The sequence below is a fragment of the Microbacterium resistens genome (assembly GCF_021172025.1).
Classification (GTDB): domain Bacteria; phylum Actinomycetota; class Actinomycetes; order Actinomycetales; family Microbacteriaceae; genus Microbacterium; species Microbacterium resistens.
Map to the genome: position 1 here is coordinate 3,950,564 of NZ_CP082781.1, position 14,769 is coordinate 3,965,332.

Genomic DNA, 14,769 nt, shown 5'->3' on the forward strand with positions numbered 1-14,769 from the left:
TGCCACCTCAGTCCTCGTCGTGCTCCTGCGGGGGCAGGGCGGCGATCAGCGGGTGGTCGTACGGGAGCGGGCCGGTCCGCGCGGCCCCACCGGGGGATCCGATCTCGTCGAAGAACTCGACGTTCGCCTTGTAGTAGTCCTGCCATTCGTCGGGGAGATCGTCCTCGTAGAAGATGGCCTCGACCGGGCACACGGGCTCGCACGCCCCGCAGTCCACGCATTCGTCCGGGTGGATGTAGAGGGAGCGCTCGCCCTCGTAGATGCAGTCCACGGGGCACTCGTCGATGCACGCGCGGTCCTTCAGGTCCACGCACGGCAGCGCGATCACGTAGGTCATGGGTGCTCCCGCCCTCCTTCTCGTCCGGTCCTTCACCGTAGGATCTCAAGTGCACTTGAGGTCAAATCGAAGGAGGACCCGTGGTTGCCGCGCACGAGCCGGAGGAGCTGCTGACGATCGGGGAGATGAGCGCGCGCACGGGTGTCGCGGTGTCGGCGCTGCGCTACTACGAGGACCTCGGGCTCATCGCGTCCGTGCGCACCGCGGGCAACCAGCGTCGGTTCGCGCGGCACATGCTGCGCCGCGTCTCGCTGATCGCGGTGGCGAAGAACCTCGGCATCCCGCTGACCGACGTCCAGGAGGCGTTCGCCGCCGTGCCGCTCGACAGGACGCCGAGCCACGAGGACTGGCAGCGCGCGTCGCGGGCGTGGAAGCGTCAGCTCGAAGAGCGCCGCCGACGCCTCGAGCGGCTGGAGCACGAGCTGACCGGGTGCATCGGCTGCGGCTGCCTGTCGATGAAGGCCTGCGCGCTGCTGAACCCTGGCGATGCGCTCGCCGCTCTCGGGGCGGGGCCGCGCCGTCTGGCCGACGCGGACGACGAGTGAGAGGTGACGCGGATCGGTCGATTTGACCTCAAGTGCACTTGAGGTTTTACGGTGGACGCGACCCTTTCGGAAAGGAATCGCATGGCCGTCTACACACTGCCCGAGCTGCCCTACGACTACTCCGCGCTCGCGCCGCACGTCTCGGCGCGGATCATGGAGCTGCACCACTCCAAGCACCACCAGGCGTACGTCACGGGCGCGAACACCGCGCTCGAGCAGCTGGAGGAGGCGCGCGAGAGCGGCGACCTCGCCGCCGTGAACAAGCTGGAGAAGGACCTGGCCTTCAATCTCGGCGGGCACCTGAACCACTCGGTCTTCTGGCAGAACATGTCCCCGGACGGCGGCGGCCGGCCCGAGGGCGAGCTCGCGGCGGCGCTCGACGACGCCTTCGGCTCCTTCCAGAAGTTCCAGGCGCACTTCACCGCGACGGCCCTCGGCGTCCAGGGTTCCGGATGGGCCGTGCTCGCGTGGGACCGCCTCGGCGCGAAGCCGCTCGTGTTCCAGATGTTCGATCAGCAGAGCAACGTGCCGCTGGGCGTCACGCCGCTGCTGCAGCTGGACGTCTGGGAGCACGCCTACTACCTGGACTACCAGAACGTCCGGGCCGACTACGTGAAGGCGTTCTGGGAGATCGCGAACTGGTCCGACGTCGCGGCGCGCTTCGCCGCCGTCGCGAACTGACGCGCCCGGCCATCCGCCGCCGCGCGCGGACGCCCGCATCCGGGCGTCCGCCTGGGCCGGTCGTCGCGCGCCCACGAGGACGACGCCGGCCGGCCCCCACTGATCCCCGTACCAGAGAGCCCATCGCGCATGATCCGTCCCCTCAACGTCGCCGTCGTCGGCGCCGGCCCCGCCGGCGTGTTCACCGCCGACATCCTCCGCCAGCAGCCGTTCCCCACGCGCGTCGACCTGTTCGAGCGGCTCCCGGTGCCGTTCGGCCTCGTCCGCTACGGCGTCGCCCCCGACCACCCCCGCATCAAGGCGATCATCGACTCGCTCCATGCGGTCCTCGACCGGCGGGACATCCGGCTCGTCGCCGGCGTCGACGTCGGCACGGACATCGGCATCGACCGGCTGCGCGCGGCCTATGACGCCGTGATCCTGACCACCGGGGCCGACGACGACGCGCCGCTGCCGATCCCGGGTGTGGACCTGCCCGGATCCTTCGGCGCGTCCGCGTTCGTCTCCTGGTACGACGCGCACCCGGACGCCGCCCGGGAGTGGCCGCTGGACGCGGAGCACGTGGCCGTCATCGGTGCGGGCAACGTGGCGCTGGACGTCGCACGGATGCTCGCCAAGCACGCCGACGACCTGCTCTCCACGGAGATCCCGGACCACGTCCACGAGGGTCTGCGTCGCAGCCGGATCACCGACGTGCACGTGTTTGCCCGCCGGGGGCCGGCGGAAGCGGCGTTCTCGCCGCTGGAGCTGCGCGAGCTCGGCGAGGTCGCGGACGTCGACGTCATCGTGGACCCGGCGGACATGGTCTTCGACCGCTCCAGCGAGGAGCTCATGAAGAGCTCGAACCAGCGGAGGATCGTCGCGCGCACGATCCGGGAGTGGTCGGAGCGGGATCCGGCGACGCGGACGGCCTCGCGGCGCATCCACCTGCACTTCATGCAGGCGCCGGTACGGCTGGACGGGACCGATCGCGTGGAGGGCATCACGGTGGAGCGGACGCGGCACCTCGTCAACGGGACCGTCGAGGGCACGGGGGAGCTGCGCCACTACCCGGTGGGACAGGTGTATCGCGCCGTGGGGTATGCGTCGAGCCCGGTGCCGGGCGTGCCCTTCGACCCCGTGCGTCGCCGCATCCCGAACGAGCAGGGGCGCGTGCTGGACAGCGCCGGGACGCCGATCCCCGGTCTGTACGTCAGCGGCTGGATCAAACGGGGGCCGGTGGGGCTGATCGGGTCGACGAAGTCCGACTCGCTGCAGACCGTCTCCCAGCTCGTCGCGGATCTCGAGCGGCGCCCGCTCGACGGGCCGGACCGGGATCCGCTTCCCCCGCTGCGGGAGGCCGCCGGCGTCACGGCGGTCGACTGGGACGGCTGGCTGCGGGTCGACGCGCACGAGCGCGCGCTCGGCGCCGAACGCGGGCGGGAGCGGATCAAGGTCGCGGACCGTGGGGAGCTCAGGGACATCGCGGCCCGGGCCGAGGCGGTGGTCGCATGAGCGCCGTCGATCCCTCGCTGTACGACAGCTTCGCGCGTTACGGCAGCGGCATCACCCTCGTCGCCACCCGCGACGACGACCACGATCTCTTCTTCATCGCCGCGTCGGTGCTCACCGCGTCGGTGAACCCGTTCACCCTCGCCGTCTCCGTCGGGCAGGATCGCGACGCGTTGCCCGCGATCACGGCCGGCGCGCCGTGGGCGGTGTCGGTGCTCGCCGCGCACCACCTGCCGCTCGTGCGGCGGCTCACCTCTCCGGGCACGCGCGCCGAGCGCCTGGACGCGCTGGGCGAGGCGGGCGCCGTCGCCTCCGCGGAGGGACCGCTCTTCCTTCCCGATGCGCTCGTGACGCTGTGGTGCACGACCCACTCGACCACGCCCGTCAACGACCAGATGCTGCTCGTGGGGGAGGTCACGCGCGGCAGCGCTCCCGAGGAGGGCGTGCCGCTCCTGCGCTGGAACCGCGCCTTCCACACCACGACGCGGCTCGCTGTGCCGTCCGCCGCCTGACCGGTGGGCCCCGTGGGGCTCGAACCCACGACCCGCGGCCGGTCACGGCGGCCGGTGCGGGGAGGCGCGGGTGCGCCAGGAGCCGCCCATCCGCTCGTAGGTGACGATCGCATGGCAGTTGCGGCACCGCACGTCGCATCGTGCGATCTCCGCGATGATCGTCGCGAGCCGGAACCCATTCCGGACGAGCTGCATGACGCCGTCGCGCTTGGGTTCGTCCGGACGGTGATCGAAGTCGAGCACCCGGAGGTCGGAGGCGCCGCAGTCGACACAGGGGTGGTCCTGGAGGTAGGCGGCGATGAAGGCCAGCGACTCGGCCCTCTGCGACGACGTTCGTGCGCGGATGACCGCGATGTGATGGTCTCGGTTGCGTTGGTAGTAGCGACGGGACGAGGCGCGGTTGCACTCTCGGCACACCTCTTGAAGCCCGTCCGGACGCGACGCTTTCCGGTTGAATTCGGCGAGTGGCTTAGACTGTCGGCACGTGCCGCAGGTCTTCTGAGTCGGCACGGGCCCCCGTAGCTCAGAGGCAGAGCAACCGGCTTTTAACCGGTGGGTCGGGATGTCGGAATTCCCCGGGGGCACCTGTTCGGACATCGGCGGACTCTCCTCCCGGGTCCTCGTCCACGCTACCGCGCACCGCCGACATCGGCGCGCGGGGCGCGGTCTATGGCGCACGCCGACGGCCCCCGGCGCCGTCGCGCCGGGGGCCGTCGCCCGCGCCCGCCCCCGCAGGCGCGGGCAGCGGTCACTGCGCCGGAGGCATCAGGACCGAGTCCACGAGGTACACGGTGGCGTTGGCGGTCTGGACGCCGCCGCAGATCACGGAGGCCCCGTTCACCATCAGGTCGTCTCCGCTGCCGGTGACCTCCACGTCCGCGCCCTGCACCGTCTTGTGCATGCCGGGGATCGCGTCCGGGGCGATCTGTCCGGGGACGACGTGATACGTGAGGATCGACGTCAGCGTGGCGCTGTCCGTCTTCAGGCCCTCGATGGTGGCCGGATCGATCTTCGCGAACGCGTCGTCGACCGGGGCGAACACGGTGAACTCGTCCCCGTTGAGCGTGTCGACCAGGTTCACGTCGGGGTTGAGCTGGCCGCTCACCGCGGACACCAGCGTGGTGAGCAGCGGGTTGTTCGACGCGGCCACGGCCACCGGGTCCTGGGACATCCCCTGGACCGACCCCGGGCCGTCCGGGACCTCGGACGCATAGGCCGCGCAGCCGGGGCCCACGAGATCCGCGGACGGGTCGGCCATCGACGGCATCGGCGAAGACTCCTCCGAGGGGGAGCTGGGCATCGACGACTCGGACGTGTCGGAGCCGGACGACCCGGACGATCCCATCGCGCAGCCGGACAGGGTGAGCGCCCCGGCGAACACGAGGGCGGTCACCGTGACGATCTTCTTCTTGGTGCTGAACATCTCTCCACCTCCGGTGGTGATGCGCCGCGGGCCTCTCCTGCGGCGTCGAGTGCTGTTCGGCGCCGCCGGCGGATCGGATGGGAAACGGATTCGCGTCGGGCCGAGGACCGCGCCGCACCAATCCGAACCCGGCCCGGCCGCGAACAGCCCGTGACAGGAACGGGGACTCATGGACGTCGTCATCATCGGTCTGCTCGGCGGGCTCATCACCGGCATCTCGCCGTGCATCCTGCCGGTGCTGCCGGTCATCTTCCTCACCGGCGGCGCCCAGTCGGCACGGTTCGAGGAGGAGACCGCACCGGCCGGCCGGGCACGGCCCTACCTCGTGATCGCGGGGCTGGTGACGAGCTTCACCGCGGTCACTCTCGCCGGCTCGCTGCTGCTGGGACTGCTCGGCCTTCCCCAGGACCTGATCCGCTGGATCGGGATCGTCGTGCTCGCGCTCCTCGGGGTGGGACTGCTCTTCCCCGGGGTGGAGAGGCTGCTGGAGAAGCCGTTCCAGTGGATCCCGCGGCGCAATGTCGAGAACCGGGGGAGCGGCTTCGGCGTGGGCCTCGCGCTCGGCACGGTCTTCGTCCCGTGCGCGGGACCCGTGCTCGCCGCGATCATCGTCGCCGGGGCGACCGGTCGGATCGGCCCGGAGACGGTGCTGCTGACCGTGTCGTTCGCCGTGGGGGTCGCGGTGCCGCTGCTCGCCTTCGCCCTCGCCGGACGCGGGCTGATCGAGCGCATCCGGGCGTTCCGCACCCGGGAGCGAGGACTCCGGATCACCGCCGGGGTCGCGATGATCGCGCTCGCCGTGGGACTCGTCTTCAACGTTCCGCAGCTGATCCAACGGCTCATCCCCGACTACACCGCCTCCTTCCAGGAGGGGCTGACCTCCTCGGAGGGCGGGCAGGAGGCGCTCGGGCTCGGCGGACTGGTCACCGACGAGAACCGGGACCTCGACCGGTGCGTCCCGGGGTCGCCGGAGCTCGCCGAGTGCGGGACGGCCCCTGCGCTGCGGGGCATCGAGACCTGGCTGAACACGCCGGACGGCGCCGGCGTCGACCTGGCGGCCCTGCGCGGACGGGTCGTGCTCATCGACTTCTGGGCATACTCCTGCATCAACTGCCAGCGTTCGCTGCCGCACGTCGTGGCCTGGGACGAGGCCTACCGGGACGCCGGTCTGCAGGTGATCGGCGTCCACTCGCCGGAGTACGCGTTCGAGAAGGATCCCGCGAACGTCGCCGCCGGGGCGGAGTCGTTCGGGATCGACTACCCGGTGGGCCTCGACAACGCGCTGTCGACCTGGACGGCCTACCGCAACCGGTACTGGCCCGCGCACTACCTCATCGACGCGGAGGGCGTCGTGCGGCAGATCTCCTTCGGCGAGGGCGGGTACGCGACGACCGAGGACCACATCCGCAAGCTTCTGACCGAAGCGGACCCCGGCGTGGTCCTTCCTCCGCGCACCGATGTGGTCGACGAGACCCCCGAGGTCGGATCCACGACCCGGGAGACCTTCCTGGGCTCGGCCAAGGACGTGAATTTCGCCGGGCCCGGGCCGTACCGCGCCGGCATCGTCGACCACGAGTTCCCGGCGACGCAGCCCGACGACACCTTCGCCCTGCACGGACGTTGGGACGTCCGGACGCAGTTCGCCGCGCCGGTGGGGGAGGCGGGGCGGGTCCGAGTGGACTTCCGGGCCGCGGAGGTGCGCACGGTGTTGGCCGGCGAGGGCACGATCACGGTGCAGGACGGCGCGCGCACGACGCGGATCGAGGTCTCCGGCACGCCCCGGTCCTACGCCGTGGTGCCGCCCGGGGAGAGCCGTCGCGGGGTCCTCGAGGTGGAGGTCCCTCCGGGCGTGCAGGTCTATTCCTTCACCTTCGGCTGAGCGCCTCCGAGGGGAAGACGGAGGATGCGGCATGCTGAGGGAGATGGTCATCGACGGGATCGACGTACCCGAGGACGGAACGGCGCGCGACGCCGTGGCCGATCTCCTCGTGCGCATCGCCGCCGACGACCGCGACGCGTTCGCCGAGCTCTACGATCTGCTCTCCGGCCGCGTGTTCGGTCTCATCCTGCGGGTCGTGGTCAACCGTGCGCAGAGCGAGGAGGTGCTCCAGGAGGTCTTCCTGGAGATCTGGCAATCCGCAGCGCGCTTCGCTCCGAACAGGGGACAGGGACGATCCTGGATCCTCACGATCGCCCACCGCCGCGCGGTCGACCGCGTGCGCTCGTCGCAGGCGGGCAGCGACCGGGACGTGAGAGCGGGGATCCGGGACCTGGGCGTCCCGTACGACAGCGTCGCCGAGCAGGCGGAGCTGGGGATCGAGGGACGACGGGTCGTGGCAGCGCTCGGGGAGCTTCCCGAGCCGCAGCGGGACGCGCTCGTCCTCGCCTACTACGGCGGTTACAGTCAAAGCGAGATCGCCGCGATGACCGCGACCCCGCTGGGAACCGTGAAGACGCGCATGCGCGACGGGCTGTCGCGCCTGAGGAGTGAGCTGGGGGTGACCGCATGACCGAGAGCATGGACGAGGCGGAGTTCCGCGCGCTCTCCGCAGGACACGCGCTGCATGCGCTCTCGCCCGCGGACGAGGAGCGCTTCCTCCGCGCCGCGCGGGAGCACCCCGAGTGGACCGCGCTCGTGGCCGAGGACACGGCGACCGCCGCGCTGCTCGGGATGGGCGCCGCTGCGGAGGACCCGCCGCCCGCCGTCCGCGGGGCGCTGCTGGCGCGGATCGCCGAGGACACCGTCCCGTCGGCGACCGGCGCCTCTGCCGTCGGGGGGCCGGTGGCCGGGGTGCAGGGCGCGGGGGAGGACGAGCCGGCCGCCGGCGCCGACCGCCACCCGCGTCGCCGCTCGCGCCGACTGTTCGCGCTCGCGGCATCGGTGGCGCTGATCGCTGCCCTCGGCGTGGGGGCGGCAACGCTGCTGCCCGCGATCCTGCGTCCGGCCGCCGTCGTCGCGCTGGAGCAGATCGAGCAGGCTCCGGACGCCAGGCAGCGCACGGCGGAGGTGGCCCAGGGCGGCTCGGTCACGGCGCACTGGTCCTCGTCCCTCGGCCGGGCGGTGCTCGTGACGGAAGGGATGGCCGCGCTCCCGGACGACAAGGCGTACGAGCTCTGGTTCGTCCGCGGCGACGAGCCGATCTCCGCGGGACTCCTGTCGGCCCCGGACGGCACGGCGGCGCTGGAAGGAGCCTTCCGCGACGGCGACCTTCTCGCCATCACGGTGGAGCGGGCCGGCGGTTCCGCGACGGGCGCGCCGACCACGGATCCGATCGTCGCGATCCCCACGTCGTGAGGCGCCGCGTTCCCCGGTTCCGGGCGGACGCCCGTCGTCGGGCGCGTACCCTGGATCGGTGCCCCAGGACTTCCATCGGCCGGTCCGCCGACCCAACGAGTCGTTCGACAACCTCGTCGGCGCGCACGATCCTGCCGAGAAGACCCGGATCGCGCACGCAACGGCCTCCGCACTGCTCGCCCGGGTGCGCGCCGACGACAGCGGGGCCAGCGCGGAACGGCTGATCGCGTACGCGGATTCCCACGGCATCGACGAGATCGCGGAGCTGTGGTCCACGGCGACGTCCCGCTCTCTGCCGGGGGCGCTGTGGCGACTGTACGTCCTGCAGGCCTCCATCCACGGCGATCCCGCGACCAGCGCCCTGCTCTACGAGCGCGGACGGACCGAGTTGTCCACGGTGGACGCCGTGGTGGCCGGTGCGCCGAGCCCCGCCGGGCCGGAGGAGCTCGTGGCGCTCATCGACACCATCCTCCGCGGCGCCTTCCGCGGGGACTTCGCCGTCGCGCTGGAGCGGGCGGCGGCGTTCTGCCGCATCCAGGCCTCCGGCGCGACGCACCTCGCCGACGACTACGAGGCGACCGAGCCCGAGCGGGCAGGCGGCCTCACGCGGCGCGCGCTGCGGCTGAGCGGCTACGCCCTCGACCTCGCAGCGTCGGCGGGGGCCTGGCGCCAAGGCATGCTGGCCTGACGCTGCCTTCTCCTGTCGCTGCCTTCTCCTGCGGCTGCCCCGCCTCACGCTGCCCTCGGGCGCGCTGCCCTCGGGCGCGTGGGATCAGGCGAACGCGTGGGATCAGGCGGTCAGCCGGTCTGGATGCCTGATGTCGCGCGTATGCCTGAATTGGGGAGTGCATACGGGCTGGTGGGCGGTGGGATCTCGGATCTGTTGATCTGCGCGCGGGATCAGGCGGACGCGTGGGATCAGGCCAGGGGTGTGCACGAGTGCCTGATGTCGCGCGTATGCCTGATCCGGCGTGCGCGCGCTGCGCGTTGACGCGAGGCGCCCCTCGCACCGAGTCCATGCAGGGCGGTGGATACGAAAGGGCCGGGCCGCAAGAACGCCTCTCGGCGGAAGGCCGCTCGCAGCGGCAGAAGTTGGAGCCCGGGGTTATGCGGCCCGGCCATCACAGTGTAACGCGTCGGCCCGGAGAGTATTCCCGACGGCCGGCCCTGGGAACGGGAGTCGGATTCGAGACGACCACTGACCGGTCCGAGACGGCCGCGCGCCTATGCTCGATCCATGGCCACCCGCTTCGCGCTCCTGATCGTCCCCGCCGACGCCGCCGAGGAGCGCGCGGACTTCTCCGATTCGTTCACCCCGGCCGATCCCTCGGCGCCCGCGCTGAGCGTGGGCGAGCTCAGCACCCAGCGCGGAGACGGCGTGTTCGAGTCGATCGGCGTCGTCGACGGGCATCCCCAGGAGACCGAGGCGCACGTGCAGCGCCTCGCCCACTCGGCGCGGTTGTGCGAGCTCCCGGAGCCGAACCTCGAGCAGTGGCGACAGGCGGTCGCCGTCGCGGCCGCGGAGTGCCCGCCGGGGGAGGCCGTGATCAAGCTCATCCTCAGCCGGGGAGTGGAGCACGGGCCGACGCCGACCGCCTGGGCGACCGTGACCCCGGCGGGGGACTTCGCCGCCGCGCGGACCCAGGGGGTCCGCGTCGTCACCCTGGATCGCGGATACGACATCGGCGCCGCCGAGCGGGCGCCGTGGCTGCTGCTCGGGGCCAAGACGCTCTCCTACGCGGTGAACATGGCGGCCCTCCGGGAGGCGCACCGGCGCGGGGCGGACGACGCCATCTTCCTCAGCAGCGACGGCTTCGTCCTCGAAGCGCCCACGGCGTCGCTCATCCTGCGCATCGGCGACCGCTTCGTCACCCCGGCACCGTCCGGCGGGATCCTGCACGGCACGACCCAGTTGAGCGTCTACGAGCACCTCGCCGGGCTCGGGCTCACCGCGGAGTACGCCCGGATCCCTGCGGCGGACCTGATCGCGGCGGACGCGGCCTGGCTCGTCTCCAGCGTCCGGCTGGCCGCGCCGATCCGCGAGATCGACGGTCGGCCGCTCGCGGTCGACGCCCCCTTCACCGCCGCGCTCAACGCGTATCTCCTCTCGCCGCGCGACTGACCCGCGTCCGCCGCCGACAGACGACGAGTGGTCAGTTTCTGTGGGTTCAGGCGCGCTGAACCCGCAGAAACTGACCACTCGGCGCCGGTTTCGCAGCCGCGGGCGCGGACTGCGGAGGAGCGGTGCGGATCAGCCGAAGCGACCGGAGACGTAGTCCTCAGTGGCCTGCACGGACGGCGTCGTGAACATGGTCGCCGTGTCGTCGTACTCGATGAGCTTGCCGGGCTTGCCGGTGCCGGCGATGTTGAAGAACGCCGTCTTGTCGCTCACGCGCGACGCCTGCTGCATGTTGTGCGTCACGATCACGACCGTGTACTCGTTCTTCAGCTCGCCGATCAGCTCCTCGATCGCGTAGGTCGAGATCGGGTCGAGCGCGGAGCAGGGCTCGTCCATGAGGAGCACGTCCGGGGAGACGGCGATGGCCCGCGCGATGCACAGACGCTGCTGCTGGCCGCCGGAGAGGCCGGAACCGGGCTTGTCCAGACGGTCCTTCACCTCGTTCCAGAGGTTCGCCCCCTGCAGCGACCGCTCGACGAGGGCGTCGGCGTCGCTCTTGGAGATGCGCTTGTTGTTCAGACGCACGCCGGCGAGGACGTTCTCCCGGATCGACATGGTGGGGAAGGGGTTCGGACGCTGGAAGACCATGCCCACCTGGCGGCGGACGCTCACGGGGTCGACGCCGGGTCCGTACAGGTCCTCGCCGTCGAGGCGCACCTCGCCTTCCACGCGCGCGCCCGGGATGACCTCGTGCATGCGGTTCAGCGTCCGCAGGAACGTGGACTTGCCGCAGCCGGAGGGGCCGATGAACGCGGTGACGCTGCGCGGCTCGATGTCGAGGGACACGCCCTCGACCGCGAGGAAGTCGCCGTAGTAGACGTTGAGGTTGTTGACTTCGATGCTCTTGGACACGGTGTTCCTTCTGGGAGTCGGAGGCGCTGGCGGATCGGGGCTCAGCGGCCGGTCTTGGGCGCGAAGAACTTCGCGACGAGGCGGGCGATGAGGTTCAGCACCATGACGATGATGATGAGGGTGAGGGCGGACGCCCAGGCGCGATCGACGTAGGCCTCGGCGGGGATGCCCTGGTAGGCGTACTGCGAGTACGTGAAGACCGGCAGGGTCTGCATGCGCCCGCTGAAGAGGTTGTAGTTCATCGCGTCGGTGAACCCGGCGGTGATGAGCAGCGGCGCGGTCTCGCCGATGACGCGCGAGATGGCGAGCATGACACCGGTCGTGATGCCCGCGATCGAGGTGGGGAGCACGACCTTGAGGATCGTCAGCCACTTCGGGACGCCGAGGGCGTACGAGGCCTCGCGCAGCTCGTTCGGCACCAGGCGCAGCATCTCCTCGCTGGAGCGGACGACGACGGGGATCATGAGCACGGCGAGGGCGACGGACCCCATGATGCCCATCCGCACGCCGGGTCCGAAGATGAGCGCGAACAGGGCGTACGCGAACAGGCCCGCGACGATCGAGGGGATGCCGGTCATGACGTCCACGAGGAACGTGATCGCCCGGGCCATCCGTCCGCCCTGGCCGTACTCGACCAGGTACACGGCGGTCATCAGGCCGATCGGCACCGAGATCAGCGTGGCGGCGAGCGTGACCAGGAGCGTGCCCATGATGGCGTGCAGGCCGCCGCCGCCCTCGCCGATCGCGCCGCGCATCGACATGCTGAAGAAGTCCGCGTCGAAGCGGGCGATGCCGTTCGCGACCACCGTCCAGGCCACGGAGACCAGCGGCACCATCGCGATCGCGAAGGCCGCCGTCACGACGCCGGTGATGAGCCGGTCGGTGGCCTTGCGGCCGTCCTCGACGATGCGGGAGAGGACGTAGATGAGCACGAGGTAGACGACCGCGCCGAGGATCAGGGTCCCGGCGAGGTTGAACTCGGAGCCCGAGCTGATGCTCGCGATCCCGAACGGGGCGGCGACGATCGCCAGGGAGCCGACCAGCAGCGCCCAGGGGGCCCATCGGGGGAGGTGTCCGGAGCTCAGCGAGGTCGCGGTGCGGGCCAGGGTCCCGCGGGCGGTGTCGGGGGCAGTGAGGGTCATGTCAGTTCGCTCCCGAGAATTCCTTGCGGCGGTTCACGATCCAGCGTGCGATCGCGTTCACCGCGAAGGTGACGATGAAGAGGATGAGGCCCGTCGCGATCAGGATGTTGATGTTCACCTTGTACGCCTCGGGGAAGGTGAGGGCGATGTTCGCGGCGATCGTGGACGGGTTCGTCGAGGTGAAGAGCTGGAAGGTGACGGCGCCGCTCACGGACAGGACCATGGCCACGGCCATCGTCTCGCCGAGCGCGCGGCCGAGCCCGAGCATGGAGGCCGAGACGATGCCGGAGCGGCCGAACGGCAGCACGGCCATCCGCACCATCTCCCAGCGGGTGGCCCCGAGCGCCAGGGCGGCCTCCTCGTGCAGGCGCGGGGTCTGCAGGAAGATCTCGCGGCAGATCGCGGTGATGATCGGCACGACCATGACGGCGAGCACGATCGCCGCGGTGAAGATGGTGCGCCCGGTCTTGGACAACTCGCCCGAGAACAGCGGGAACCACCCGGCGTGGGCGTTGAGCCAGCCGTACACCGGCTGCGCCGCGGGAGCGAGGACGAGGATGCCCCAGAGCCCGAAGACGACGGAGGGCACCGCGGCCAGCAGGTCGACGATGTAGCCGAGGCCCTGCGCGAGCCGGCGCGGCGCGTAGTGGGTGATGAAGAGGGCGACGCCGATGGAGAGCGGCACGGCCATGAGAAGGGCTAGGAAGGCGGCCCAGACGGTCCCGAACAGCAGCGGGCCGACGTACTGCCAGAAGTTCCCCCGGAGCACCGATGCGGTCTCGGGAGTGGCGCTGAAGGCGGGGATCGACTGGACGACGAGGAAGATCGCGACCGCGGCGAGCGTGATCATGATCATGGATCCGGCGGCCACCGCGGTCCCGGAGAACCAGATGTCGCCGGCGCGCCGCTTGGCGACGATCCGCTGCGGAGCCTGCGCCGGGGAGGCTGTCATGGGTGCTGCTTCCTGTTCGGTGTGATCGGGCGTGCCGGAGGAGTCAGGGGAGGTGGGGGACATGGGACGGTCTCCGGGATGCGTGCGCATCCCGGAGACCGTCCGCGTCTCACTTGATGAGGTCGATCGCGGCCTGCGACTGGCTGCGCAGGTCGTCCGAGATCGGGGCGCTGCCGGCGTTGGCGGCGGCAGCGTCCTGGCCCTCGGCGCTGATCGCGGTGCTGAAGAAGGCCTTCGTCAGCGCGGCGATGTTCTCGTCCTCGTACTGCGTGCAGCCGATGAGGTAGCTGACCAGGAGCACGGGGTACGCGCCCTTGGCGGTGGTGGTGCGGTCGATCTCGAACGCCAGGTCGCCCTCGGAGCGGCCCTCTTCGATCTTGGAGGCGTCCAGGGTCGCGGCGGCGCCGGCGGCCGAGTGCTCGACGAACTCGTCGCCGACCTTGACCTTCACCGAGGAGAAGCCCTCGGCCTGGGAGGAGTCGATGTAGCCGATCAGGCCCTGGCCGCCCTTGACGGCGTTGGCGACACCGGAGGTCTTCTCCGCGGCCTCGCCGCCGAGCTCGGCCGGCCACTCCTCGACGGAGCCCGCCGTCCACACGTCGCCCGCGGTCTGCGAGAGGTAGTCGGTGAAGTTGCCGGTGGTGCCGGACTTGTCGGAGCGGTGCACCGGCGAGATGGTCTCGTCCGGAAGCGTGACGCCCTCGTTGGTGGCGGCGATGGCCGGGTCGTTCCACTTGGTGATCTTGCCGGCGAAGATGCCCGCGATCGTCTGCGGGTCCATGTTCAGCGAGTCGATGCCGTCGAGCGAGAAGACGATGGCGATCGGGGAGATGTAGGCCGGGATCTCGACGATCTCGGAGTCCGCGGCGCAGGCCTCGAAGCCGCCGGCCGAGATCTCGTCGACCTTGAATGCGCGGTCGGAGCCGGCGAAGTTGACGGCGCCCTGCTGGAAGGACTCGCGGCCCGCGCCGGAGCCGGCCGGGTCGTACTCGACGGTGGCGTCGGCGTTGGTCTTCTGGAACTCGGCGGTCCAGGACTGGATCGCGACCTGCTGCGAGGAGGCGCCGGAGCCGACGAGGTTGCCGGTGAGCGCGGACGCGCCGTCGGACGGAGCGGTGGTGGAGCCGCCGTCGCCGCCGGCGGGGGCCTCGTTCGCGGCGCAGCCGGCGAGGGCCAGCGCGGCGATGGCGCCGATGGCGCTGATTCGAGCGATTCGGGAGATCTTCACTGTGGATCCGTTCGATCGTGGAATGGGTGGGGCCCGGTGCAGGGCACACAGTGACGTTAGGAGCGCCGGTTAACGAGACTCTCCCGCGGGGGTAAACGGAAGGTGAACGGATCGGGGCCGGTCGGCGCTCGC

Annotated in this window: 16 protein-coding genes and 1 tRNA gene; 10 read left to right on the top strand and 7 right to left on the bottom strand. The window is 71.1% G+C overall.

Going from position 1 to position 14,769, the window contains the following annotated elements:
- Positions 1-7: 7 nt before the first annotated feature.
- Complete coding sequence (gene fdxA, locus K8F61_RS18685; RefSeq protein ID WP_067249199.1) at positions 8-337, bottom strand: ferredoxin; 330 nt, start codon at positions 335-337, stop codon at positions 8-10.
- A 125-nt stretch (positions 338-462) separates the two neighbouring features.
- On the opposite strand from fdxA, the gene soxR reads away from it, so the two are divergent.
- The 4 genes from soxR (at position 463) to K8F61_RS18705 (ending at position 3,566) form a co-directional block, all read left to right on the top strand.
- Positions 463-882, top strand: coding sequence for a redox-sensitive transcriptional activator SoxR (gene soxR, locus K8F61_RS18690; protein WP_067249220.1), 420 nt, complete (start codon positions 463-465; stop codon positions 880-882).
- 81 nt (positions 883-963) lie between these two features.
- Positions 964-1,563 carry a superoxide dismutase gene (locus tag K8F61_RS18695; RefSeq protein ID WP_231820247.1) on the top strand — a complete coding sequence of 200 codons (600 nt, stop codon included), beginning with the start codon at positions 964-966 and terminating at the stop codon, positions 1,561-1,563.
- 129 nt (positions 1,564-1,692) lie between these two features.
- Entirely contained in the window at positions 1,693-3,057 is a 1,365-nt protein-coding gene (locus K8F61_RS18700; RefSeq protein ID WP_231820248.1) for an FAD-dependent oxidoreductase, read from the top strand.
- Entirely contained in the window at positions 3,054-3,566 is a 513-nt protein-coding gene (locus K8F61_RS18705) for a flavin reductase family protein (RefSeq protein WP_067249211.1), read from the top strand. Before K8F61_RS18700 ends, K8F61_RS18705 begins: the two co-directional genes overlap by 4 nt.
- Before the next feature lie 42 nt (positions 3,567-3,608).
- Here the strand turns inward: K8F61_RS18705 and K8F61_RS18710 are convergent, their stop codons facing one another.
- Positions 3,609-3,809 carry a hypothetical protein gene (locus K8F61_RS18710; RefSeq protein WP_231820249.1) on the bottom strand — a complete coding sequence of 67 codons (201 nt, stop codon included), beginning with the start codon at positions 3,807-3,809 and terminating at the stop codon, positions 3,609-3,611.
- Between the two features lie 269 nt (positions 3,810-4,078).
- On the opposite strand from K8F61_RS18710, the gene K8F61_RS18715 reads away from it, so the two are divergent.
- Positions 4,079-4,150: transfer RNA gene (locus K8F61_RS18715), tRNA-Lys, on the top strand.
- Positions 4,151-4,314: 164 nt separating this feature from the next.
- Here the strand turns inward: K8F61_RS18715 and K8F61_RS18720 are convergent.
- Positions 4,315-4,989, bottom strand: coding sequence for a fasciclin domain-containing protein (locus tag K8F61_RS18720; RefSeq protein WP_231820250.1), 675 nt, complete (start codon positions 4,987-4,989; stop codon positions 4,315-4,317).
- A gap of 169 nt (positions 4,990-5,158) precedes the next feature.
- Between K8F61_RS18720 and K8F61_RS18725 the strand changes: the two genes are divergently transcribed.
- The 5 genes from K8F61_RS18725 (at position 5,159) to K8F61_RS18745 (ending at position 10,406) form a co-directional block, all read left to right on the top strand.
- Positions 5,159-6,868 carry a cytochrome c biogenesis protein CcdA gene (locus K8F61_RS18725; RefSeq protein ID WP_231820251.1) on the top strand — a complete coding sequence of 570 codons (1,710 nt, stop codon included), beginning with the start codon at positions 5,159-5,161 and terminating at the stop codon, positions 6,866-6,868.
- Positions 6,869-6,899: 31 nt separating this feature from the next.
- A complete protein-coding gene (gene sigK, locus K8F61_RS18730; RefSeq protein ID WP_231820252.1) occupies positions 6,900-7,499 on the top strand; it encodes an ECF RNA polymerase sigma factor SigK in 600 nt (199 codons plus the stop codon).
- Complete coding sequence (locus tag K8F61_RS18735; RefSeq protein WP_231820253.1) at positions 7,496-8,284, top strand: anti-sigma factor; 789 nt, start codon at positions 7,496-7,498, stop codon at positions 8,282-8,284. Before sigK ends, K8F61_RS18735 begins: the two co-directional genes overlap by 4 nt.
- Before the next feature lie 58 nt (positions 8,285-8,342).
- The gene (locus K8F61_RS18740; RefSeq protein ID WP_067249341.1) at positions 8,343-8,972 is read left to right on the top strand and encodes a DNA-directed RNA polymerase subunit beta; all 630 of its coding nucleotides are present in this window, start codon (positions 8,343-8,345) and stop codon (positions 8,970-8,972) included.
- 549 nt (positions 8,973-9,521) lie between these two features.
- Positions 9,522-10,406 carry an aminodeoxychorismate lyase gene (locus tag K8F61_RS18745; protein ID WP_231820254.1) on the top strand — a complete coding sequence of 295 codons (885 nt, stop codon included), beginning with the start codon at positions 9,522-9,524 and terminating at the stop codon, positions 10,404-10,406.
- Positions 10,407-10,535: 129 nt separating this feature from the next.
- Here the strand turns inward: K8F61_RS18745 and pstB are convergent, their stop codons facing one another.
- From pstB to pstS, 4 genes are all read right to left on the bottom strand, one after another.
- Positions 10,536-11,315: a phosphate ABC transporter ATP-binding protein PstB gene (gene pstB, locus K8F61_RS18750; protein ID WP_219084861.1), complete on the bottom strand. Its 780-nt coding sequence runs from the start codon at positions 11,313-11,315 to the stop codon at positions 10,536-10,538.
- Between the two features lie 41 nt (positions 11,316-11,356).
- Positions 11,357-12,457: a phosphate ABC transporter permease PstA gene (pstA, locus tag K8F61_RS18755; RefSeq protein WP_067249348.1), complete on the bottom strand. Its 1,101-nt coding sequence runs from the start codon at positions 12,455-12,457 to the stop codon at positions 11,357-11,359.
- Between the two features lies 1 nt (position 12,458).
- On the bottom strand, positions 12,459-13,409 hold the full coding sequence (pstC, locus tag K8F61_RS18760) for a phosphate ABC transporter permease subunit PstC (protein WP_067249350.1): 951 nt from the start codon (positions 13,407-13,409) through the stop codon (positions 12,459-12,461).
- A 109-nt stretch (positions 13,410-13,518) separates the two neighbouring features.
- Positions 13,519-14,637: a phosphate ABC transporter substrate-binding protein PstS gene (gene pstS, locus K8F61_RS18765; RefSeq protein ID WP_231820255.1), complete on the bottom strand. Its 1,119-nt coding sequence runs from the start codon at positions 14,635-14,637 to the stop codon at positions 13,519-13,521.
- Positions 14,638-14,769 lie beyond the last annotated feature (132 nt).